Raw genomic sequence first — 23,521 nt, 5'->3', positions numbered from 1 at the left:
AGCTCCCTCCTTTTCACTTTTTATAAAAGCATTGTAACTCGTAGATGTCTAGCTCCTGCGCCCAGCAACTAGTATGCTTGGGACCACACGACGTGGGTCAGATCGACGTTGTCACAGGACGTGACGAACTTAGTCGATCATTCTTATCCGTAAGATAAGTCAACATCGAATCACTTCGTTCTTCGTGTTTCCTTTATCTTACTGCGGCTCAGTCCAGCATATACGTCGCTATACGGGAGCTTGCGCCTTTCTGGTATAGTATTTACACCATGGGATAAAAACATGCTGGAAAAGCCATGAATTCATGAGGCTTACATGCTTATACGCCTAGAGGCTTAGTTCGAAATATATCCTAGGATCATTATGGAAAACATCATAACTCGGTAAGATAAAGACAAGATCACAGAGAGGAGGCAATAATGATGAAACAATTTCTTTGGTTTGTAGCAGGACTTGTCGCTCTAGCCGTATTAGTGGCGAACCTTGGTCCTATGATCATGCTTGCAGCAGGGGTTTGGTTGTTGTACGTGATCTTTAAACAATTTATAAAAACAGATTCCACAGCGAAGAAAATTTTGTGGGTCATTCTTGGATTTGTCGTCTTAAGTTTCACCGTCTCGAACATCTATGCTGTTGTAGGTGTAGCAGCTGCCTATGTGCTATATATCATTTATAAAAAATGGAAACGAAATGACAGGTATGGAAGTGAAGAAAAAGAAGACGATCCATTTGTGAATTTTGAAAAGCAGTGGGCAGAACTAAATAAATCCTAAAAGGAGAGATCAATAATGGCGAATTTATTTTCTCGAATTAAAGACACCATTTCAGCGGACCTTCATGACATGTTAGATGAAAAAGAGGAACAAAACCCAATTGCCAAACTGAATCAATATCTTCGTGAAAGTGAAAAGGAAACCGAAAAAGTACGTAAGCTTGTCGAGCGTCAGTACCGCTTGAAAGAAGAGTTCACTCGTGAATACCATCAGGCAAAAGAGATGGCAAATAAACGCAAAAAGCAATCAGATGTGGCCCAAAAAGCTGGGGAAGAATCCATGTATCAGTTTGCTATTCAAGAATATGAAGAATACCAAGCTCGAGCAGACCGTATGGACCAAATGCGCCAGCAAGCTTCAGAGCAACTTGAAAGTCTAGAACAAAAATATGAAGAAATGAAGCATCGTTTAAAGGATATGCGTTTGAAGCGTATGGAGCTTATGGGACGTGAGAACATTGCTCGTGCACACAATCGTATCAATTATGTAATGGATCAATCTACTGAGAACCCTTACTCTAAGTTTTCCGAATTAGATCAATACATGCAAAACATTGAACATAAAGTAAACAGTGCTTATTATCGAAATACATTTGACAGTAAAATTGAGCAATTAGAAAAGAGAATGAAGGAACCAGAAAGCGTTGCATCGAAGTAGAAGAAATATGCTATGCTTAAAAAGGCGCAGATTAGCTGCGTCTTTTTGCACTTACATATTAAACAAAGGGGGAGTGCCACCATGTTCAATAGAATCAGCACAAATAACATCAATTGGATCCTCATGATTGGGGTAATCCTCCTTATAATCGAGGTCGTTTTCTATAATAAGGTGCTCATTTTTTCAGTCGTTATCTTTGGGATTATGGTTTATTTTGGGTGGAGAAATTTTCATCGTTCACTTGGGAAAATTCTTTTTTGGATAGGTATTGTCTTTTTATCCTTTACGATTATAAATATGATGGCCGTACGATTTATTATTATTATCGGACTTATCCTTATCTTACGAGAATATTATAAATCCACAAAAGAACCGATCAATTGGCAAGTGCCAGAACACAATTGGAGTGGATCAGAAAATACGGAAGCTTTGCTTGAAATGAAACCTTTTATGCAACAGCGAATATGGGGAGACCAAATTACTAGTGAGAGTGCCTATGAATGGCATGATGTAAATATTCAAGGAACCTTTGGAGATCGTGTATTAGACTTGAGTAATACGGTTTTACCTGATCATTCATTTATTTCCATTAGACATTTTATAGGGAACATTGAAATTTATGTTCCATACGAAATAGAAGTGAGCATACAACATAGTTCCTTAATAGGAAGAGCAAATATTCTTGGGCAATATCACATGAATTTGTGGAATCACCAGTTATCGTATCAAACAGCACATTACTCAAGTGATAAGCCCCGAGTCAAAATTATCACCTCTTTAATGTCCGGAAACATAGAGGTGAAGCGGATATGATATTACGTCAGGCACTAGTTGGGTTACTTTTTTCATTTGTCCTCACTTCATTTTTGTTAGCGGGCACTTTTCTAACGTTTCCTCTTGAGCAATTTACAGATATATGGAGTGAAGAAACGTTTGATATACCTTATTGGTTATTTGTTGTATCTGTTTCATTAGGTGGAGGTTTAATTGGTGGTGCTATTTATGGGTGGTTCTGGAAAAATCGTGTATATAAAATTAGTTACCGCTTAGATGAACTAATCAAGGGACAAAAGCTCTCAAATGACATGGGTGAATCTTATCATGAGTTCTTTTATTTACAGGAACAGTTGAAGAAGCTTGAAAACAAACTTAAACAGCAAGCTGAATTGTCACAAAAGCTGGCTACCGAACGAGCTCATGAACGAGAACAAAGCCTTCAAGAGGTTGTGATTCAAGAACGAAATCGATTAGCTCGAGAGCTTCATGACTCCGTAAGTCAGCAATTATTTGCAGCTTCGATGATGATGTCAGCAGTGAATGATTCAAATGAAGCAAAAAACACAGCCATACAAAAACAACTGGATATGGTGGAGAAAATGATTCAACAGTCACAATTAGAAATGAGAGCATTATTGCTTCACTTAAGACCAGCTGCCTTAAAAGGGAAGTCCCTGAGAGAGGGGATGGAAGAGTTACTTGTTGAGTTAACCCAGAAGGTTCCGATCGAGATTGATTGGAAAATTGAAGACCTAAATGCTGATAAGGGCATAGAAGATCAGCTTTTTCGAATTCTTCAAGAAGCTGTCTCAAATACACTTCGACATGCAAAAGCCAACAGTTTAAATGCTATGTTAATTGAACGTGATGATATGATCATTATGCGCGTCATGGATGATGGTGTGGGTTTTAATATAGAGGAAGAAAAAACAAGTTCTTATGGATTACAAAACATGAATGAACGAGCCTTAGAGGTTGGAGGAACGTTAAAGGTCATAAGCGTAAAGAATCAAGGAACACGATTGGAAGTCAAAATTCCATACCGAGCAAAGGATGGTGATCAAGATGATTAGAGTACTTTTCGCAGATGATCATGAAATGGTTCGAATTGGTGTTTCAGCATACTTATCTTCTCAATCCGATATCGAAGTGATTGCAGAGGCAGATGATGGACGGGAAGCGGTTGATTTAGCCCTTGAGCATAAACCGGATATCATATTAATGGATTTGGTGATGGATCATATGGATGGAATTGAAGCCACGAAAGAAATCGTTCAAAAATGGCCAGAAGCAAAAATTATTGTGGTAACGAGCTTCCTGGATGATGAAAAAGTGTATCCAGCTCTTGAAGCGGGGGCAACAAGCTATATGTTAAAGACCTCCAAGGCAAATGAAATTGCAGCCGCAATCCGCGCAACGTTTAAAGGCCAATCCATTTTAGAGCCTGAAGTAACTGGGAAAATCATGAATAAAATGAGAACAAAGCCAGCTAATGATCTTCATGAGGATTTAACGGAAAGAGAGAAAGAAGTATTAAAGCTGATGACGGAAGGAAAATCAAACCAAGAAATTGCCGATGAACTCTATATAGCCATGAAAACAGTCAAAGTTCATGTTAGTAATGTACTTGGAAAGCTTGAGGTGCATGATCGGACACAAGCTGTCATTTATGCTTTTAAACATGACTTAGTGAACTAAAATAAAGGATTACAAAAGGTGCGAATACATAATGTGTATCCGCACCTTTTGTATGTGAATAGATAAGTAACCCCTATGCCAAACTAAAGATATTACTAGGTAGGAAAGTGGGAAGTGAGATGGACGAATTTAATGGAAATATGATGAGTGGTCATGTAAATGAAGACCATGAATTTGTATTGACAAATATCAAACATTTGAATACAACGTCAGTTTTTGATCAGGAGCAATTAGAAGCACTTTCTCAATATTTACAATCTCAACAGCAAAAAGGAGAAATATGTACGATGATTCTAAATGATCAACTACCTGTTCCACTACAAACTGATGAAGTAGCTACCTTAGTCAATGAGATGGAAAAGGTCATGCAGAAAATGAAAGGGTAAGGGGGTCAACGATTATGCAGAGGGACCGTGAAGTAAAGGAAATGAATGAAGATCGAGTTGAGTCATACTCAGGGCAACATGTTGAGGAAGAAAAAGCAGAAGAAGCAGAACGTCTTGCAGAGCAATACAATAACAATAACACAATTGCTTTAGATGTCTCTAAATTTAATAAATAATAATTGAAAAAGGCGAATCACTATCCCAAACTGATTCGCCTTTTTAGCATTATAATTTGTTCGAAACAGGAGTGGAATTTAAATGTCACAATTAACGGATTCTCTAGTTGTATTAGGAAGGATTGTAACCATTTTACCCTTGCTGCTTATGATGGGGTTATTTATGGGAAAACGATCTATTGGAGAACTTCCTGTCTTTGATTTTCTTGTAGTACTTGTATTAGGGTCTGTTGTTGGAGCAGATATCGCAGACCCCAAAATTAATCATATTCATACCGTAGTTGCTATTATATCTATTGCTCTTTTACAGAAATTCATTATATTTCTAAAAATGAATAACAGAAAAATTGGAAGGTTATTCACATTTGAACCCACTATTGTCTTATACAATGGTCAATTCCTCATGAAAAACTTAAAAAGAATTAATTACTCCATTGATAATATTCTACAGATGCTTCGAGAAAAAGATGTTTTTAATATAAATGATGTGGAGATGGCGATCATTGAGGCTAATGGTAAGATGTCTGTTCGGTTAAATCCTTTAAAAGAAGGGGTTATTCGAGAGGATTTGAATGTTCAAGTTCCTCAGCACAATTATGACATACCTGTTATTTTAGATGGAGAAATTCAATATAACCTATTGCGACATATGCGAAGAGATGAATCATGGTTAAGAGAAGAGTTAACGAAGCAACATGTACCTGATGTGAAAAGAGTATTCTTTGCATCACTAAATGAAAAAGATGAGTTATTTGTTTCTTTAAAAGAATATAAGCCCAAGAATGTACCCTCTATAGAACATTAAGATCTTAAAAAATTGGAAAAGGCGAACCCGATAAACGGATTCGCCTTATTGTTCATTCATATGGTTTTACTTCAAATCATGTTTGTTCTTATTTATAAGCGGTTGTCTCCGCTATCTATTTATTGCTGCCGCGGTAGATCTCTGTGCTTCGCTAAGAAAACCTTAAATAATGAAAGCCCTACCTCTCTTTCATCCTTACGACTCCTCGGTCGTGCCAGTGAAAATAAGGAACATTTCAATGTTTTCACAGGATGCCAGATGATTTTACCGTAAAAAGTTCAATATGAATATTCTTTAATACCGGGTTTTATCCATGCCTTTAACGTTCCTCGTTTAAAAGCACTAAAAACTATCATAACATATACACATTAAAAGTCAACCATATATTAAAGGTATAAAAAATCCTGGTCCTTTAAAGGACCAGGATCATAGGTGTTTTAGTTATTAATATAACGTTGGAATACATAACCGAAGTCTTTTACAGTGTACTTTTCTTTGTTTTCCATTAACCATGAGAAAGCATGCTGATTTATAGCTTTGAATTCCTCAGACAGGCTAGATTCAGTAGCCTCCGTACGGTTTAGTGTATTTGATGCATAATCAATGCTTTGTTTCGAGAAATTAAGATAAATATCATTATCTCGCTCAATTTCAGCAATTTTTAATAGAGCCTTATAAAGGTCTTTTAACTCTTCCAAATGATTTTTGTGTACATCAATGGAGAACTGCGTGTTTCCTAAAGAGAACTTGATTTCAACATCAATATCGACCGTTCCAGCAGTTTCAAGTTCAACATTAGAAATAGTATGTCTGTAATAGTCATAGCGATGGAGTGTACGTTTTTTACTTGCAGCACTTTCTCCGTCTACATGTATTAGTGCTTTATTTGTAAAGCAATATTCATCAGCTTGAGATTTTATTAGAAAGAAGATTTGTTCATCATCTTCGTGCATGACATAGTCATCAGCATCAACTTTATCAAAATCCTCTCGCTTTATGACTTTACCGACATCACTTAAACCGAGTGCATCAGATGCAACTTTCTTAAACATGGTATCATTCCTTTCAGTTTCAGGTACGAAGTCATTTTATCAAAATCTGTAAGTTCTAAAATCCCAAATATGTAGGATTTTTAGTAACCAACTTCAACAGAAGCATTGACGATATACATCAGGTCATTTTTATCTTCTTTATCTTTTAGTTCTATACCACTTGTCGTCAGCATGCCACCGTCCATGACTTCTACTGATTTTTGACCATAGGGAATAGCCTGTTTGATTTCATCATAGTCTAATAATTCTTTATCACATGGAACAGCGAGCTTAATGTTTACTTTCATGTTATCTAAGGATTGCTCAGGTAAAATGGATCGGATTCCTGGCATGGAGTTTGTATGTATGGCATCTTTAATAGCGCGTACTGATGCTTTTGTTACGTTTTGACCGTGTACATCCACGCCCATTCCAGTTTCAATAAACACAAGTTGTTTCATATTATGAACTTCCTTTCTCATAAATGATATATTTTTATTCTAGCATATAGCGGGAGTTGATAGAAAAGAGAAGGGATAAAGGTAGAAGAGATGGGGGGAGGCAAAAAGAGAAGGTGACGTTGGAGAACGCCACCTCAAAGTTCATTTAAACACTTTGATTTAACTGAGCTCGTTTGATAAACGTGATTTCATCTTCAATAACACCACACGCAGCGCATTGAACACGTAAATCACTCCCATTGTATTTCATATGCATCGGACTTAAGTTATCATTCGTGTACTCTTCCACTGTTTCACCCGTTTGAGGATCCATTTTGATTGGTTTTGCAACCTGCTCAATCAGGTTAAATCTTGTACGGTTTGTTTTACAGCTTGGACATAAATAGGGTTGTGACATGAGCGATAACCTCCTTGTTTTTGTTTAGTTTTTGATAAAAAGGTAATTTTAATACAAAAAAGAACACATTACTGAATTCAGCAATGTGTGAATGGAGATTAAGGCGTATTGCCTTGAACGACAATAGAGGTGAATGCGATTCCTTCGTTGTTTTTAAAAAGTTTAATGTTATCGTAATCATCTTTGAATTGGTTTTTATCAATTTTAAATAGGAGTTGTTTATCACCATTTTGACGTTTAGTCGTTTCGGAATAAAATATATTTAAGGTTTCATCTTTGATCTTCGTGTAAACGTCAGTAAAGTAAATGGGTTCTTCCGTGTTATTTCGATCAACTCCGTCTAACAATACATAATATTGGTCCGAATCAAGCTTATCACCAAATAAGTAAACTCCTTTATCCTGTACCTGGTCAATAAACTGTTTAATGTTTTGATCAGCCTTGGTAATCTCCATTTTAGAAAATGGTTGTTGAGATTGAACACTGCAGCCTAAGGGAATCGAAATCATGACTACACTCAAAAGGATTACAATCATCCTTTTCATATAATTCATCCTCTCTTCATGCTAATGCGATTGAAATTGAGAAAGATGGCTGGTCTCGTTGTAGCTTCTGATGTTCCACATATCATCGATGTTTTCTAAATGACTTATACACGCATTAATGAGTTTTGTTTTTCCAGAGCCTACTTCACCATTAGATAGAACGCTTAACATGCAATTGATAACGGCTCCATGAGCGACTAAAAGAATCTTTTTACCCTTAAAATTAGTCTGGATTTGCTCAAGTCCGCTGAAAACTCTTGTTTTAAAATCTTCCCATTCTTCTTGGCCAGAGTAGTTGCGATTAGGATATTTCTCATGTAATTCTTGAAAAGTTAAACCAGAAGCTTCTCCAAAAGCGCGCTCCTTAAACTCATCGATCGTATGAATAGAAACCGTTTGTTCTAAGTGACTTTGAATAATTTCCGCTGTCTCATATGCTCTTGATAAGGGGCTTGCGACAATGGCATCCCAGTATTCATTTTTCAAATGAATACCACCTAATTCATTCAAGGGTATGTCTTCTTGTCCTTGTAATCTTTTTTGTCTATTCCAATCTGTTTCACCATGTCTAACTAAGTAAAGTGTTGTTATGTTTCTCAATCCTTTCGAAATCGGTAGGAAAGTTTTTAATGTAATCATTAATTATATTTCCTTTTTCATTATGAAGAAAACCAATCAATTCAAGAAAAGTTTTAGAATTATGTAATAGGAGTGGGGTAGGTCATGAAGATCGTTGTTATTTCAGATACACATATGACTAAAAAGGGGAAAACATTACCTCAAGCAGTAGTGGAAGATTTTAAGGATACCAACGTTATTATACATGCTGGAGATTGGAGCACGAGTGATTTATATAATGAATTATCGAGTTATGCTGAAGTCTATGGAGTTTATGGAAATGTTGATGGAGAAGATATAAAGGAGCTTATGGAAGATAAGATCATTTTAGAATTTGAAGGATATCGTATTGGTGTTGTACATGGTCATGGTGAAAAGAAAACAACAGAAAAGCGTGTAATAGAAGCATTTCATGAAGAACAGGTTGATATGATCATTTTTGGTCACTCTCATTTACCACTTACTCGTTGGTATAATAAAACGCTTTTGTTTAATCCTGGTTCGTTAACAGATAAAAGAAAGTTACCATATTACTCTTATGGGATTATTACATTAGGAGATGCAATCCACTGTGAACATGTTTATGTACGAGATCAATCATAGGGTGAGTATTCTTTCAGAAAACTAGTGAATCTTTCTCATGGACAAATGTACAATTAAACCTACTAGAGACAAACCCCCATACTAAATTAGTTACATCACATACTCTGTTATTACCTACGGGTAATTTAATTAAAGGAGTTGTGAAAAGATGAGTTGTAAATGCAAAAGAGAGCAATGTGTGTGTGACAAAGTCCGTCGTATTGCAGATGCTCAGGATGCGGTAGATAACAACTGCTGTGATAGCGGTTCTTGTGAACAATCAATTCGTGACCTTGTATCACCAACAGGCGGAAACGGAGCAGATACAATTCCATTCATGCTGTTATGTGGATGTGAAAACACATTCGCTGGTTTACTGCCTTACTTCGCATGGGGAGTGAAACGTTTTAACGATTGTAGTGCACCAATCCCATCACCATTTTTCCGTGTGAAAAAGATCAAAAAAGACACAAAGTGTTGTGCGATTCTAGAGCTTCTTATCCCTATTAAATGTGAAAGTAGATTATTCAAATTTGAAAACTTCCGTCGTACAGGTGTGTGTGTAGAAGTTGATCTTAGTTGTTTCACTGGTATCACGTGCTTCCACCCTGTAAATGCATTAAGTGCTTCAGAGCATGAGATCCATGAAGGTCTTGAAGTTATCAATGCTTTTAAAGGCGATACTAACATGATGAATGCTATGGGTACGCAAGCAGAATAACAAGTTTTAATCGTCGGTTCCCTTTTTTATAAATGCCATTTCCCCTTTTTAAAATAGTAGTGCCTGGAAAACGGACGCTTCCAGGCACTTTTTGTTTGCGTTTTATTTCAATAATCTTTTAATAATGGCTAGCCCATTTTTTGTATTTGGATAGCGAAATGAAAAGTCGAATTTCGTTGTTTGTTTAACGATGCTCTTTGCATTTGTGAACGCATCAAAGCTAGCCTTACCATGATATTTTCCGATCCCGCTATGTCCTACGCCTCCGAAAGGGAGATAAGGGTTTGCTACGTGAAATAATGTATCATTTATACATCCGCCACCAAATGGGATGTGATTTAATACATATTCTTGATTCTGTTCATCTTCAGAAAAATAATAGAATGCTAGAGGTTTTTCATTTGAGCGTACATGAGAAATGACTTCATCAATATCATCATAAGTTAGAACAGGTAGAATCGGACCGAAAATTTCCTCCTGCATGACTGAATCCTCCCATGTAATATGATCCAGTATAGTAGGCTCTATAATGGTATTTTCTTCATCTGTTCCTCCACCTATTACAATTTCTCCTTCAGATAAATAAGGGATTAAGCGCTTGAAGTGACGGTGGTTTACGATATGAGTGTACTCTTCATTTAAAAGTGGGGTTTCACTATAAAAATCTTTAATATAATGCTTCATTTTTGATACAAGTTCAGGTTTCACACTTCGGTGTACATATAAATAATCAGGAGCGATACACGTTTGGCCAGCGTTTGTATATTTCCCCCACACTATTCGCTTAGCAGCTAGATCCAGATTAGCTTTTTGATCGACGATAACCGGGCTTTTTCCTCCTAATTCTAAAAGGATAGGGGTGAGGTTTTGGCTCGCTTTTTCCATGACAATTTTGCCAACAGGTACGCTTCCAGTGAAAAAGATCAGGTCAACTTGCTGCTCTAAAAGCTCCTGGCTTTCTTCAACAGCTCCTTCTACAACTGCAAAATACTCTTCATCAAATGTTTCTGAAATAAGCTTATTTAACAATGGCGAAATAGAAGGTGTAAGTTCAGATGGCTTTAAGATTATTGTGTTTCCACCTGCAATAGCACCAATTACAGGAGCTAGGGCAAGGTGAAAAGGGTAATTCCAAGGAGCGATAATAAGACTTACACCATAAGGTTCTTTGTATATATAACTTTTAGAACCGAGATGAGAAGTTGGTGTCTTAACCTTAGTTGGCTTCATCCATGTTTTGAGTTCTTTTAATATAAGGTTAATTTCAGCATATAAAAAGCCAATTTCAGAAGTATAGCTCTCAAATTCTGATTTATTTAAGTCCGCTTTCAGAGCTTGAATAATAGCTGTTTCGTTTTGTTCAATCATGGTCTTTAGCTTTAGTAACTGTTCTTTCCGAAAAGAAAAAGATCGTGTTTCGTCCTTGTGATAATAGGCTCTTTGTGTGTTTACAAGTTGAGGGATTTTCATAACAGCCTCCTATGGGATATGAGTTTGGAAAAAGTCAAAGGCAATCTCACTGTTTGAAAAGATCTCTTGCGCTTCATGCTTCAATTGATCAACAGCTTCGTTTTGATAGCGAGATGAGATATGAGTTAAGATCAGCTTTTTTACGTTAGCATTTTTAGCTAATTGAGCCGCTTGCTTCGTAGTAGAGTGGTAGAAGTTATAAGCGTTTTCCTCATCTTCGCTTGCAAATGTTGCTTCGTGTACAAGAACATCAGCCCCTTCAACATTAGACTTTAAATGTTCCTTATAGCGCGTATCTCCCAATATACATACTTTCCGACCTGGTTTAGGATCGCCTACGAAGTCATCGCGATTTATTGTTTTTCCAGACTCAAGCGTAACGGTTGGTTGTTCTTTAATCTTTTGATAGATAGGTCCAGGTTTAATCCCTAATTCTTGTAAGCGATTGACAAGTAATTCACCAGGTTTGTCATGTTCTTGGATGCAGTAACCGAAACTAGGCATTCCATGTTCCAAAGCAAAACAGCTAACCGATAGTTGGTTGTCTTCATATACGGTGCCTTCTTCGACCTCAATAATTTGGAGATCATAGGCAAGTCTCGTACCACTAACACTAAGTGACGTTTCCAAAAATGCTTGAATGCCCTTAGGACCATATACAGTAAGTGGTGTTGTCCCCCCTTGAAAAGAACGGCTACCTAGTAATCCAGGAAGCCCAAAGATATGATCACCGTGTAAATGGGTAATGAATATTTTCTCAATTCGTCTGGGCCTGATATTTGTCTGTAGTATTTGATGCTGTGTTGATTCGCCGCAATCAAATAGCCAAGTGCTTCCTCGCTCTTGAAGTAGTTGTAGGGCAATGGATGAGACGTTTCTTTTTTTGGAGGGTACTCCAGCTCCAGTCCCTAAAAAATATAAATCCATGTTGAGCCTCCTATTTCAAACATGCCTCAATTTCATTAATCAGCTTTTTCAATAAATCGATATTAGAATCTATTGATAAATAATAGTATCTCTTGGTTCCTTCCTTAATTATAGAGACGATCCCGGCATCGCGTAGAATTTTTAAGTGATGGGAAACGGCAGGACGTGAAAGAGGGGAATGTTCAGCAATCTCAGTCACATTTAATTGTTTATGCGTTTCAAGTAATAATATGATATCTTGTCGAGATGTATCGCCAAGGGCATGGAAGGTTGCGGTGTTTAACCGAAGTAATTCTTCAAATTGATCAGACATTTGGTTTGTCCTTCCCTTGTTTATTGGTTTAAATTTTTAAACGAATTATAAGCTTTATGTAGGAAAATTGCAAGAATAAACGATGGTTCAGAACGTTGAAAGGTGCATTAGAAAGGGTACAAAAATTCGAAGATAATCATAAGATTCGTTAGCCTTTTTTTGCTTTTACATTTATTTTTGGGCGAAGTCGTTAAACAAACGATGTGTATGTTACGTAAGATATTTTAGTAAATATAAAAGGAGTGAAAAAGATGGGGTGTAGTAAGCGTAAAGGCTATATGGATCACGATTATGATTATTATGAAAGAGACGATGATAAAAAAGGTGACAAGGATTACTATAAGCCACCATATGGTAAACATTATGAGAATTGTGTAGAAGATGTGTTAGAAGGGATTTTAGAAGCACAGAAAAAAGTGAAAAAAGATGATTGTTGCAAAACTTCCTGTCAGCATTCAATCAATGACCTTTTACATGAGGAGAAAAAATCTAAAAAAGACACAATCCCATTCATTCTTTACTGTGATTGCAAACCTTTTAAAGGTAGTGGCGTAACAAAATATCGTTGTCATTCGAAGCATAGTAAATTAAAGTGTGTAGAGACATTTGTTTTCAAGGTTAAGGAGCTTGATAAAAAATGTGCTGTCCTTGAGCTATTAACATTTAAGGATGAACAAAAAAATGCGTCTAAAGAAAAACGCCTTTGTTCACCTTGTGATCAAATCGATCATAAACGTGTAGATGATCTAATTGGTACAGGAATCTGTATTACTGTTGATTTATCATGTTTCTGTGCTATCAGTTGCTTACCAGCAGTAAGGTTAGATTGTTAATGGTTTCCTTTTCATAGGAAAAGGTGAACGTGGTTACGTTCACCTTATCTACATAGACTATCCGCTGAAAGCCTCCAGCACATCCTCTAATTCTTTTAGAGCAAAATCTTCATTATTAATATGGTGGGTAGTATTATTTTGATTTGAATTGGAATTAAAATTCCCCTGACGCAGCAATTTCTTAATTTCTAGCAATTCATTTAGGATATCATTAGATCCTTGGCTATGGTTTGAGGTAGGGAATTGGTTATGTTGTACATATTGATTTAATGCAGTAAAGATTAAATGACTAAGTGTATTATTATTTGTATGATATCGAATTTGGTTTTCAACTTGTTTGGAAACCTGCTGCGTTTCTCCTGTCTTCACATTTATAAAGTGATCAGGAATCGATAAGACGGTTTTATTCGTATAATCAATATAATTTTTAGCCATATTCAGCCCCCACTAACTATTAGTGAGCACGTATTCGGATTTGGTCTGCTTTTCTAGCTTGAGTTGATTCATCTTAGCTAGAACTAATAAGCCACGTACATTGAGTGTTTCCATATCTTCTGGGAAATATAGTTCAATCGGGCGTCCTCTTTCAGCCCATTTAACAGCAGCTTCTTGTATTTGTCTCTTAGCTAGACTCGCAGCTCCACCAACCGCAATGTAACGTACTGCTCCTTTTATTTCACTCGAACTGCTTCTCACGCGATCAAATAACTCAAGGTATTTAATAGCCATTAATTTTAGTTGAGGAACAATGTATTTACTAATATCTTTCTTTACACCTGCAAAAGGTTCTACATACCATTCGGATTGACCAGCAGCAAGTTTTTCTTCTAGTTCTGAGCGTGAATCGAATTTATATAACTCATTTTTGCTTACTTTTTGAATGATATTATCTAAAAATTGATTGATTCCGAATGGTTCTCCCTCAACAGAAGCTACAGGTTTATTGTTTTTGATTCCAACGAAGTCAACAGAGTCTCCACCTAAATCTCCGATAATAATACCTTTCTGGGAGTCTCTGAAAAGATCGTTATCTTTGATTTCTAGACTATCCAGGTTGCGCGTCATGCCTAAATAAGCACAAGCCCCCTCAGCACCAACAATTACATCATTAATATGAAGGTTTACAGCTACTTCTTTCGGTTCATCAACTCCTGGAACTTTATGGAAGATCACTTTATGAGTTCCTGTTAAACGCTCCTTAATGGACTCTTTTTTCTCCTTGTACTGGGTTGTAGGTAGCGATACAGCTAGTTGATCAATCTGGTAGTCTAACTCAGTTTCATCCTGATTAGATAGGATAGCATGATAGGCCGAGATACCAAATAGTAAAATGTAGGTGCGAATTTCATCGACTTTCTGATTATTAAAAGATGTTAGACTGACATTCTTTTGCCTTGTTGCCGATTTACCTATATAAAAGATCTCTCTTTTATCGGCTATCGCGTGGCTTTTAATCTCAACGATTAAGTTTTCCTCAAGTTCCATTTCTTCCTCATCGTAAGGTTTTTCATGAAACTCTTCGTCGTATAAGGCAATTGCATTCGGCATTTTGTATTCCGATAGTTCACCTTGATCTGACGCAAGCACTTTATACCAGCTGTTTCCGATATCAGCAGCAAGTAAATTTTTATTTTCCATAAACTCTCCTCCTCACGTTAAATACTATGTGCCCAGTGGGTCAATCTGTGCTAGTACCTAGTTAACTTTTTTTATCTTAATCAGGCTTGACTATATCTAAAAGCCTTATGACACTAGTAAATTTCCGCATTTATCTTGATGTTTTCGTCCATGCTCAAAGGGCATATTTGCATAGTATAAAAGTGTACTACAACACTAAGGAGGAATTTATAGTGAGCGATAATCGCCATGAAAGAGACGATTGTATAAAAGTAAGTGAAACAGCTTCACTTGGAGAGTGTGAAAATACCTCTGTAGAGAATCAAATTGTGTATCCAGATAATCCAAACCCTGTCATAAAAGTTCCAGTTGAATTGGGAGAGTTTGATGTTACAACGAACTTAAGTGCAAAAATTCATTTCGATGATCCTGTTCAAGAAATCAAAAAAGTAAAGCACACTGTAGAAATTGTTCAATGTAGCCTTATGACAAATACTGTAATGGGAGGGGATGATGCTAGTCCTTATGTAAGTGGAGAATTCCCTTTATTTTTAAAAGGATTTGTTCGTAAAAATATTCAATATGAAACACCTGTACCTGGAACAGATAGAGACTGTGTAAACTCAGACGTAAAATCTAAGACGGTAAGGGTTCCATTTACTTGTACAACAATGGTAGATGTTACAAACGTATTAAGACCATTAACGAATAGCAATGAAGAATTTGGCTTCTTCAGAGCACAAGATTTAGGCAAGGGATTCCCTGAAAAGGATAAATTTCTTTCTTCTGACCTTTCTCAATTCCACTTCATGGAGTCACAGTACTACAATGAATTTCCTTTCTGTGAACTTGTTTCAAGTAATGTTATTGCATGGGATGAAGCAACTGACCGTGTTACTACTGGAGACAGCCCAGTCAAAGAAGGCTACTTCCACAATGTTGTAGAAAAAATGATGCTAAGATTCAGAATTAAAGTATTACAAAAGCAACAAGTTCGTGTAGACTCTCTAGGTTAATAAAAGAAGCATTAGTGCTCTCTGTTATTGGGGGCGCTAATGCTTTTTTTATTCTTTACATAAGTACGAACGATCTGGATTAATTCATAGATGGTATAAAAATATTCAAAACTAGGTAATCATCCAAGATTTCCATTCGCTTCTAAGCCTTTCGCCCAGAACATAGACAGATATCCTGCATAGGATACACTATCTTGTTTAGGGAGGAACCCAAAAATGTCCGAAAACACAAACAATAAAAGTCTCAACAAATGCGAGGTCACATCCCAATTAAATGAATGTGACTCTCACCACCATGATCCACATGTTTCTAGAGGGAAAGTACTTTCCAAAATTCCAGTCGTTTTAGCACAGTTAAACTTACAAATGAAACTAGATGCAAAAATTGAATTTCCAGAACCTGTATTAGAAATTAAAGATATTAAGAAGCAAGTTAAATTAACACAATGCCGTTTACTACTTCCTTCTAATAAATTATTTGTAAAAGGGTTTGTAAGGAAGAACATCCAATATGCAAGTCCATGTACGGATATAGAAAACAATACAACCAAATCAGTAGCATCGGATCTTCATTCTTATACGGTAGATATTCCATTTGATTGTGTAACTGAAGTGAAGAAATATCTGTCTATGCCCGTTATGCCTGAAGTAAATAACAGACAAGAATTTGATTTCATGGTTTCTAAACCATTAGGTACTGGCTTCCCAGAAAAAGATAAACTACTAACTAATGATCTTTCGCAATTCCATCAAGAGAGTAGTCAGTTTTATAATGAACTACCGTTTTGTGAGCTCATCTCTAGTAAGATTATCGAATGGGATGAGGCGGTTGACCGTGTTTCATTACCAGGAGACTCACCACTAGGGGAAGGGTACTTTAAAACAATAGAAGAAAAAATGGTTGTTGACATTTGTATTAAGGTACTACAAAAACAAAACGTTCGTATATCATCCCATCATGATTGTCATGATGATTGTGATTGATCGGTATCCTTCAAATATTAATGAATAAGGAGGGATGGGAGAGGGAGCTTCTTAAGCAGGACCTTCCCAAAAGACATGACATATAATCATTCAAGTTTTAAAAGAATCAACCCTTTCCGTAGAAGTAGTCAGATTGAGAATGGAGCTTCCCATTCAAACAGAAGAAATTTTTCTGAAAAGTTTGATGCTGAAGCTAGGCCTAAACTTTTTTCACCGCCTGAGGTTGTTGATAAAGAGCTTAAAGATGTTCAACATGAACAAGAAATAAATGAAGATGAGTCAAGTTTGGATAAGGAAGACAGAGTCACACCATTTATAGATGAATTTTCAAGTATGCTTAATGACCCCTCTCAATCCTATCCGGAATCAAAAGATAAAAGAAGATCATCATGGCAGGAACAGGATCAACAAGGAATAGAAGAACAGTTACCGGAACCTGATGAAAAGGAGACTACTACCGGTAAACCAGGTCATGATAGTTGGCGAAGAAAGATGAATCCCTTTATAAATGAATTTACTTCAATGTTAGAGGTAGATTCATCAAAGGAGTTAGAAGAGAAAGATAATTATAGCAGCTTAGAGAGCATGGATGAAAGTACGGACTTCGACTCAAATCATCAGGATGATTACAATTCTAGTATTTTAAACGAAAATTTGGTACTAGAAAAAGATGATTTATATGAGGAAGAATTCACAAGAATGTTGGAGGATGACAAATCGCCTCAGCATGAAGATGGTGAATGGAATGAGGGGTCAATAGGAGATTTTCGTTTTTCTGAAAAAACAGGTGAAGATGAACGATCTAACAACACAAATGAAGAAGTCAAAGAAGAAAAAACATTTACACAAGAATTCACTTCTATGTTAGAAGATGATACCACTGAACATGGGAAGGATACACAAAGAGAGAGTCATCATGATGAACCGAACAAATTCGCCATAAATGAAAAGAATCAGGATGACGAATTTGAAGAAGATAACCTTTCAAAACAGAAATTCACCTCTTTGTTAGAAGAAGAATTTGCAGAAGATCATGAAACAACACAGCTAGATGAGGCTGAAAATGAGCATGATTGTAATATGGAAAGTATGGAAGAAGGTCTTTATACGGATCAAAGTGAAGACAAAATAACCCTTGAAAATAGTGTATATAATGATGAAATTCATGAAGATAATCCATTTAAAGAAGAGTTCACCTCTATGTTGAAAAGTCCAGAACAAATGGAGAATGAGAGTTTTGAGAGCGAAAATTCTTATGTAGAGTACTCAGGGGAAACGGATGAAGTTAAAGATCCTATTCCACATAATTCCTCAAATTTAGATGAGAGTGGATCAGAAGAATGGTCTGAGGCTTTTTATCAAAGCGATGTTGAAGTGGAATCGGATGATTGCTTCGAAGGTAGGTTTCAGGAGGAATTTGAAGAAGACATCAACGATGAAGTTACCGGTTTAGATGAATATGAAAAGGGTGATTATGCAGAATCTCTTCAAGATGAAATGCTTTCAATGCTTGAAGAAACAGATAATGATCCTGATTCTTCATTACAATTTATGGAAGATGTTATTGAATACTTTGATGAGGTTGAAGACAACAGAGAGTTTCCATTAGAGCGATTTTTAAAATTTCTTATGAAAGTGTACTGTTCAGAGGTTGAATATGATCCCCCAGACTATAAAGATGCGGAAGAGCAGGATAAAACAAGAGAAGATAAGGTAAAGGATTCACCAGAGAATTTCTGTAAGGAAGAAGCATCTACTATAGTCAAACTTCCAGTAACACTTGCAAGCATAAAATTAGAAATTGATATTCTTGATACCATTAATATACCGACACAAATTACGAATCTCAATAACATCAAGTGGTCTATTTCTTCTTTAAAGAGTTCAGTACTTTTACCATCATCAACAATCTTTTTTAAAGGAATAGTGGATGTTGAACTGGAGTATGAAGGTCAAGATTCTAAGAGTTCAATTCAGACTACCCAAATTCCGATTAAGTGGGAGAAAGTTGTAGATGTAACATGGATGACCTCTCCAGAACTAGCAGAATCGTATGAGAAAGAATATGTCTTTAATGGAAAGGATAGTAGCATACACCTAGAATCTTATCAAAAGTTGGCTCATGAGATTGATCATGATTTAAAGGATGTTCATTGTATATGGCATTATAACTCTAATCAAGCTAATCAATTACAACTAAATGGGATGGCAACACTTTTGATAGAGTTAAGTCAAGATCAGTATATTTCGTTATAAATTATATAGTTGTAAGGGGTGTCTGGACTTAAGACACCCTTATTTACATATGTTAAAACTTGTACACATTATGAAATCCTGTTGTCCAGTTAGAATATATAACCTCGCTAGAAGTTTACTGATAAAAGAATACAAAAAATGATGGATATGCCTTCCTACAATTGTCCACTCCTCTAGTGAACATCACGCATATACAAATAGTAAGTCAGAAATAATAAAGCCTTTTTTACGATCACCTTTAAACGTATTTAGAGGTTTTATGTATTTCGACAATAAAATGAATAGGAGTGAATTGGATGAAGAAAAACACTGGAAGATGTGACAGAGACAAAAATGGACATTGTCCTCCAATGATGGGGGTAGATAAAGCCAAAACACATGATACTTTTTGCAGCGTTGATGAACTCCAATATACAGATCCCCGATCTTTTGAGCGTACTGTAGCCTTAACAGATGCTAATATTTCAGCAAGAGTTGAAGCGGACATTAAACTCCCGACTTTTGCAAATGATATTAAACACATTAGAAAAAATGTGCATCTGACTCAATGCCAGGTAATCCCTATTGAGAACCCATCTCTAAGCGTAGCGAATCAAACAAACATTTTAGATGTTTATGTTGAAGGGTTTGTACACAAAAATATTCAGTATTCAGAAGGCCCTGAAGGTTATGTTAAAGACTATAGCGTAAATGTTCCTTTTAAATGTTATGAAAGAATAACATTGCCTACACTTAATACCGTTCTGATTGCAAATAGCCAAAAGAGTAACCAAATTCAAGAAATTAGAGTGATAGATGATGCAGGTATGGGGGCAGATCGTTGCGAATTTGGTTCTATCACGTTTGAGAACCTTAATGAGCCTGTAGAATGTAAATTACTAAGAGCACGTGTTAGTCAAAGAGATTTCACAAAGAACTTTAATACTTGGGGACAATTCAACAAAATTACTGAGAAAATGGCAATTGATTTTGTTTTACGTTTAACGCAAGTACAGCGACGTGCTGAAGCTGGAGGTACTTTACCAGAAACATTCTTTGAAGAATAATCTTCTCTATAAGGGTGCCTCAATTCCTTGAGGCACCTTTTTTGTGTAGGTAATATTTTTTATTTGAAGAAATTAACAATTAAATTTACTGATGTGTAACATTTTATCTCTATATGTCGTCTAATATTTAGAAGTCTTTAAGAAAGTTGGGAAACAATGAAGAATCTAATGTTGTTAGCCATATTCATGGTTATGGTTGTAACTGCTTGTGGTCCACAAAAAGAAGTGAGTTCAACTGATATACATACACTAATGCGTGATTATCCTCAGGTTAAGCAAGCCCTGAAAGACATACCAGAAGAGGATTTAGAACGAATCATTGTTCCAAAGTATATCCCTTTTGATGTTCAAGTTGTGGAGGCAATTGTATATCCCGGGAAGAAAGAAGTTGAACTTATTTTTTCTAATGGATCTTTAAATCTACATGTTATGAATGGAGAGTTTTCAGGTAGTAACATTCCCGCGAATACTCAAATATATGGTGAACGATTAGCACGATACAACACGAATAAGTTTGGAAAAGTACTGGAGTGGCCAGATAAAGAACATAATGGGTATTATACCATTAAATTAATGAGTTACACTCCTGAAATAGAATTACCTTATACAAAACAAGATCTATTAAAAGTAGCAAATTCTATGTACAATGACATAAATGCTTCGATGTAATTATTAAGAGCCCTTTCCTGAATATATGGAGAGGGCTCTTATTTTATTGTACTTGATCGTTTTGAGCAGAAAGGTTTCTTTCCGTACGATCCATATGCTGTTGGAATTGCTCAATTTTTTGCTGGGCATTGAATAAAGCTTCATTAGATTGATCGTTTCCTTTAGTTGCTTTACCTTGAGCTTCCTGGACTTGTTGCTGTAATTTGTTTAGTTGTTGTTGTGCTTGTTGCACTTGTTGGGGATCCGTGCTATTTTGTGCTTCTTGAACAGTATTCTGTACCTTTTCAAAGGCTTCGAGGATTTCACGTATTTCATGTTCGTTTTGTAATGTCATGTAAGTTCCCTCCAAAAATGAGAAGTTCGTTGTTATTTTGTACAAAAAGAGCCATTGTATCCAACTAAAAGAGGAGCTCACAAAAGTGTGAGCTCCTCTTCTATATTTATAACCAACCTCGTTCATACTGTTTCGGTCCACTCAGTTCCACACCAAGCTCATCCGCTGCAGCTTTAGCCCAATAAGGATTTCGTAACATCGCACGTGCTACAAATATAAGGTCGCCACGATTATTTTGAATGACTTCTTCAGCCTGAATTCCAGAAGTGATCATACCAACAGCTCCTGTAGCAATGTTTGCCTCATTCCGAATTTGATCAGCATAGGATAGCTGATATCCAGGGAAGACATTTGGTCGGGCTGATACAACTCCTCCAGAGCTGCAGTCAATGAGGTTCACGCCATGATTTTTCATTTCTCTAGCGAAGTATAGAAAGTCATCCATCGTATTGCCACCTGGGTGATATTCATTTGCTGAGATACGAACGAAAATCGGACCATCCCATGTTGTTTTTACAGCTTCAATGATTTCATCTAAGAAACGAAAACGGCTTTCCCGGTCTCCACCATATTCATCTTCACGCTTATTCGTTAAAGGGGAGAGGAATTGGTTAATTAAGTAACCGTGTGCACCATGAAGTTCAATAATATCAAAATGTGCTTCTTTAGCTCTTCTTGCACCTTCAGCAAAAGCGTCTATTGTTCGTTTAATATCTTCTTTAGACATTTCTCGAGGTACTTTCCAATCATCTTTGTAAGGAACTGAACTTGGTGCGAAAATATCTCCGTTGATCACAGCCTTACGACCAGCATGAGCCAATTGAATTCCACTACGTGCACCATGTCGATGGATACCTTCATTTATTTGTTGTAGTCCTTCGATATGTTCATCATTCCAAATACCAAGATCCTCTTCTGAAATGCGCCCTTCAGGCAATACAGCTGTTGCTTCTGTAAAGACTAATCCAGCTTGGCCAGCAGCACGACTTTCATAGTGGGCTAAATGAAAAGGAACCACTTTGCCATCTTTTTGTTCACAAGAATACATACACATTGGAGACATGACAATGCGATTTTTTAATGTGACTTTTCCGAACGTAATCGGTGAAAATAATCCAGAACTCATATGGTTTCTTCCTCCTCGTTCTTTCTCTCTTCAAGCTTTTTCTATTTTCTCATATTGCCCTTTGATCTTCAGCTTTGGTGCTTATTTCGGTTTTTTCTTTAACTCCTTTATTGAGTAAAAGGTCCCCCTCCACATAATGCCGCCTCTTTTGTAGGTTAGCCAAACAGCTTTGACCGTGGCGTAAATAAACATAGAAGCAGAAAATGGCAAAATTAAGCTGAGTAAAGGAGAGTAGGTGGACATTTTTCTTGTCGTAACTACAAATAAGCTAACCATTAATAATATATTTAAGGCTGCCACAGCTTGTAATAAGCCATCGCTTGTTATGAGTATCAAAAAAGGTAAAACTTGTGATATGAAGGTGCCTATAATGGCAAACAAAGACATGAGATAGGAATAATAAAGTCCTGCAAATGTGTTTTTTTCTAATCCTTTTATGGCATCTTTTAATGATGGATACCATTCTACTGAAATATGTTGAAATCCAGTGGCAAGTCGTTGTTTATATCCGTATGATTTAATTGTTTGTCCCAAGTGTAAATCATCATCTGGCCTCAGTGGAAAGGCAGCGTGTGTACCAATGACTTCATAGACGTGTCGAGAAAGAAGCTGAAAGGCACCAATCCCCATTCCACCTTTAATAGACCCATCGTTATTAGCTGTCCAAGGCCGTTTAAAGAATCCAAAACCAAATAAGAAGTAGGCAATAAACGCTTTTAACCAGAATGAATTGGCTTTGAGATCTGGAGCTACTGTTAGATGATCAGCTTGTTGTTCTTGTAAAAAAGCCATAGAGTTTAATAATGCATGCTGATTAAACTCCACATCTCCATCTGTGAAAAGTAAATACTCACCAGACGATGCTTCATATCCTTTTTGTAACGCATGGTTCTTTCCGAGCCATCCTGAAGGTAGATCTTCTATGTGAATTACTTTTAATGATCTAATTTCTCCTTGTAAGTTATCTAAAATTTCACCAGTTCTGTCATTTGAGCGATCATTAACTGCAATGACCTCAAAGTCTAGCCCTTTTTGAGAACTGATAGAACGAATCGTCTTTTCAATAGACTGTTCTTCATCTTTAGCTGCAATGATAACAGATAAAAGTGACCTTCTTTTTGATGTAGAATGTATAGGTAATGGTTGTATGGACCCCATACCTCGCCATCCATCTATAAAAGCGATAAGCCAAAATATTGTTATAAGAATAAATAAATACAACATACAAGTTAAACTCCTATCAAAGTTGTGCCGTATAACGAATTTCTTGCTATAATGAAAAGCGGATTCTAGATAGAGAAGT

At 36.4% G+C, this 23,521-nt stretch carries 29 protein-coding genes; 16 read left to right on the top strand and 13 right to left on the bottom strand.

The annotated features are described in order from the left end of the window. The first annotated feature begins 422 nt into the window (after positions 1-422). The 8 genes from GS400_RS11630 to GS400_RS11595 all read left to right on the top strand — a co-directional run bounded on the left by GS400_RS11630 (position 423) and on the right by GS400_RS11595 (position 5,272). Positions 423-773, top strand: a complete 351-nt coding sequence (locus GS400_RS11630) for a lmo0954 family membrane protein (RefSeq protein WP_160101969.1) — start codon at positions 423-425, stop codon at positions 771-773. 15 nt (positions 774-788) lie between these two features. Further along, positions 789-1,430, top strand: a complete 642-nt coding sequence (locus GS400_RS11625) for a PspA/IM30 family protein (RefSeq protein ID WP_160101967.1) — start codon at positions 789-791, stop codon at positions 1,428-1,430. 81 nt (positions 1,431-1,511) lie between these two features. Next, positions 1,512-2,243, top strand: coding sequence for a cell wall-active antibiotics response protein LiaF (gene liaF / locus GS400_RS11620; protein ID WP_160101965.1), 732 nt, complete (start codon positions 1,512-1,514; stop codon positions 2,241-2,243). Further along, positions 2,240-3,280: a sensor histidine kinase gene (locus GS400_RS11615; RefSeq protein ID WP_160101963.1), complete on the top strand. Its 1,041-nt coding sequence runs from the start codon at positions 2,240-2,242 to the stop codon at positions 3,278-3,280. Before liaF ends, GS400_RS11615 begins: the two co-directional genes overlap by 4 nt. After that, positions 3,273-3,905 (top strand): response regulator transcription factor, encoded by a 633-nt coding sequence (locus GS400_RS11610; RefSeq protein WP_160101961.1) that lies wholly within the window; start codon positions 3,273-3,275, stop codon positions 3,903-3,905. The genes GS400_RS11615 and GS400_RS11610 overlap by 8 nt, the downstream gene beginning before the upstream one ends. Before the next feature lie 119 nt (positions 3,906-4,024). Then, a complete protein-coding gene (locus GS400_RS11605; protein ID WP_160101959.1) occupies positions 4,025-4,291 on the top strand; it encodes a hypothetical protein in 267 nt (88 codons plus the stop codon). 14 nt (positions 4,292-4,305) lie between these two features. Beyond that, positions 4,306-4,467, top strand: a complete 162-nt coding sequence (locus GS400_RS11600; protein ID WP_160101957.1) for a hypothetical protein — start codon at positions 4,306-4,308, stop codon at positions 4,465-4,467. A gap of 82 nt (positions 4,468-4,549) precedes the next feature. Continuing rightward, positions 4,550-5,272 (top strand): DUF421 domain-containing protein, encoded by a 723-nt coding sequence (locus GS400_RS11595; protein ID WP_236560895.1) that lies wholly within the window; start codon positions 4,550-4,552, stop codon positions 5,270-5,272. Positions 5,273-5,709: 437 nt separating this feature from the next. Here GS400_RS11595 and GS400_RS11590 read toward each other — a convergent pair whose 3' ends face one another. The 5 genes from GS400_RS11590 to GS400_RS11570 form a co-directional block, all read right to left on the bottom strand. Continuing rightward, entirely contained in the window at positions 5,710-6,324 is a 615-nt protein-coding gene (locus GS400_RS11590; protein WP_160101955.1) for a PH domain-containing protein, read from the bottom strand. 80 nt (positions 6,325-6,404) lie between these two features. Then, positions 6,405-6,764, bottom strand: coding sequence for a Lin0512 family protein (locus GS400_RS11585; RefSeq protein WP_160101953.1), 360 nt, complete (start codon positions 6,762-6,764; stop codon positions 6,405-6,407). Between the two features lie 145 nt (positions 6,765-6,909). Next, on the bottom strand, positions 6,910-7,161 hold the full coding sequence (locus GS400_RS11580) for a DNA alkylation repair protein (protein WP_160101951.1): 252 nt from the start codon (positions 7,159-7,161) through the stop codon (positions 6,910-6,912). Between the two features lie 98 nt (positions 7,162-7,259). Further along, on the bottom strand, positions 7,260-7,706 hold the full coding sequence (locus GS400_RS11575; protein WP_160101949.1) for a hypothetical protein: 447 nt from the start codon (positions 7,704-7,706) through the stop codon (positions 7,260-7,262). Between the two features lie 21 nt (positions 7,707-7,727). Continuing rightward, on the bottom strand, positions 7,728-8,345 hold the full coding sequence (locus tag GS400_RS11570) for a histidine phosphatase family protein (protein ID WP_236560893.1): 618 nt from the start codon (positions 8,343-8,345) through the stop codon (positions 7,728-7,730). Positions 8,346-8,429: 84 nt separating this feature from the next. Here GS400_RS11570 and GS400_RS11565 point away from each other — a divergent pair, with 84 nt between their 5' ends. Then, positions 8,430-8,927 carry a metallophosphoesterase family protein gene (locus GS400_RS11565; RefSeq protein WP_160101947.1) on the top strand — a complete coding sequence of 166 codons (498 nt, stop codon included), beginning with the start codon at positions 8,430-8,432 and terminating at the stop codon, positions 8,925-8,927. A gap of 148 nt (positions 8,928-9,075) precedes the next feature. Further along, a complete protein-coding gene (locus GS400_RS11560) occupies positions 9,076-9,627 on the top strand; it encodes a CotY/CotZ family spore coat protein (RefSeq protein WP_160101945.1) in 552 nt (183 codons plus the stop codon). A gap of 102 nt (positions 9,628-9,729) precedes the next feature. On the opposite strand, the gene GS400_RS11555 is transcribed toward GS400_RS11560, so the two are convergent. Genes GS400_RS11555 through GS400_RS11545 form a run of 3 tightly spaced genes read right to left on the bottom strand, consistent with a single transcriptional unit; the run spans position 9,730 to position 12,337 of the window. Next, the gene (locus tag GS400_RS11555; RefSeq protein WP_160101943.1) at positions 9,730-11,097 is read right to left on the bottom strand and encodes an aldehyde dehydrogenase; all 1,368 of its coding nucleotides are present in this window, start codon (positions 11,095-11,097) and stop codon (positions 9,730-9,732) included. Positions 11,098-11,106: 9 nt separating this feature from the next. Then, a complete protein-coding gene (gene rnz / locus GS400_RS11550; RefSeq protein ID WP_160101941.1) occupies positions 11,107-12,024 on the bottom strand; it encodes a ribonuclease Z in 918 nt (305 codons plus the stop codon). 10 nt (positions 12,025-12,034) lie between these two features. Continuing rightward, positions 12,035-12,337, bottom strand: a complete 303-nt coding sequence (locus GS400_RS11545; protein ID WP_160101939.1) for an ArsR/SmtB family transcription factor — start codon at positions 12,335-12,337, stop codon at positions 12,035-12,037. Positions 12,338-12,588: 251 nt separating this feature from the next. On the opposite strand from GS400_RS11545, the gene GS400_RS11540 reads away from it, so the two are divergent. Beyond that, positions 12,589-13,170, top strand: a complete 582-nt coding sequence (locus GS400_RS11540; protein ID WP_160101937.1) for a CotY/CotZ family spore coat protein — start codon at positions 12,589-12,591, stop codon at positions 13,168-13,170. A gap of 57 nt (positions 13,171-13,227) precedes the next feature. Here the strand turns inward: GS400_RS11540 and GS400_RS11535 are convergent, their stop codons facing one another. After that, positions 13,228-13,605: a hypothetical protein gene (locus GS400_RS11535; RefSeq protein WP_160101936.1), complete on the bottom strand. Its 378-nt coding sequence runs from the start codon at positions 13,603-13,605 to the stop codon at positions 13,228-13,230. A gap of 12 nt (positions 13,606-13,617) precedes the next feature. Continuing rightward, a complete protein-coding gene (locus GS400_RS11530) occupies positions 13,618-14,808 on the bottom strand; it encodes a ParM/StbA family protein (protein ID WP_160101934.1) in 1,191 nt (396 codons plus the stop codon). A 212-nt stretch (positions 14,809-15,020) separates the two neighbouring features. Between GS400_RS11530 and GS400_RS11525 the strand changes: the two genes are divergently transcribed. The 5 genes from GS400_RS11525 to GS400_RS11505 all read left to right on the top strand — a co-directional run bounded on the left by GS400_RS11525 (position 15,021) and on the right by GS400_RS11505 (position 20,758). Beyond that, the gene (locus GS400_RS11525; protein ID WP_160101932.1) at positions 15,021-15,803 is read left to right on the top strand and encodes a CsxC family protein; all 783 of its coding nucleotides are present in this window, start codon (positions 15,021-15,023) and stop codon (positions 15,801-15,803) included. A 216-nt stretch (positions 15,804-16,019) separates the two neighbouring features. Further along, positions 16,020-16,787, top strand: coding sequence for a CsxC family protein (locus GS400_RS11520; protein WP_160101930.1), 768 nt, complete (start codon positions 16,020-16,022; stop codon positions 16,785-16,787). 75 nt (positions 16,788-16,862) lie between these two features. Beyond that, positions 16,863-19,043 carry a hypothetical protein gene (locus tag GS400_RS11515; RefSeq protein ID WP_160101928.1) on the top strand — a complete coding sequence of 727 codons (2,181 nt, stop codon included), beginning with the start codon at positions 16,863-16,865 and terminating at the stop codon, positions 19,041-19,043. A gap of 296 nt (positions 19,044-19,339) precedes the next feature. Next, a complete protein-coding gene (locus GS400_RS11510; RefSeq protein WP_160101926.1) occupies positions 19,340-20,089 on the top strand; it encodes a CsxC family protein in 750 nt (249 codons plus the stop codon). A 156-nt stretch (positions 20,090-20,245) separates the two neighbouring features. Further along, positions 20,246-20,758, top strand: a complete 513-nt coding sequence (locus tag GS400_RS11505) for a hypothetical protein (RefSeq protein ID WP_160101924.1) — start codon at positions 20,246-20,248, stop codon at positions 20,756-20,758. Positions 20,759-20,801: 43 nt separating this feature from the next. On the opposite strand, the gene GS400_RS11500 is transcribed toward GS400_RS11505, so the two are convergent. The 3 genes from GS400_RS11500 to GS400_RS11490 form a co-directional block, all read right to left on the bottom strand. Beyond that, complete coding sequence (locus tag GS400_RS11500; protein ID WP_160101922.1) at positions 20,802-21,092, bottom strand: hypothetical protein; 291 nt, start codon at positions 21,090-21,092, stop codon at positions 20,802-20,804. A 106-nt stretch (positions 21,093-21,198) separates the two neighbouring features. Further along, positions 21,199-22,218, bottom strand: a complete 1,020-nt coding sequence (namA, locus tag GS400_RS11495; protein WP_160101920.1) for an NADPH dehydrogenase NamA — start codon at positions 22,216-22,218, stop codon at positions 21,199-21,201. 81 nt (positions 22,219-22,299) lie between these two features. Next, positions 22,300-23,442, bottom strand: a complete 1,143-nt coding sequence (locus GS400_RS11490) for a glycosyltransferase family 2 protein (protein WP_160101918.1) — start codon at positions 23,440-23,442, stop codon at positions 22,300-22,302. Positions 23,443-23,521: the final 79 nt, after the last annotated feature.

The sequence above is a fragment of the Pontibacillus sp. HMF3514 genome (assembly GCF_009858175.1).
GTDB lineage: Bacteria > Bacillota > Bacilli > Bacillales > BH030062 > Pontibacillus.
Note: the sequence above shows the minus strand (reverse complement) of the source record. Positions and strands in the feature narration are given on the sequence as shown.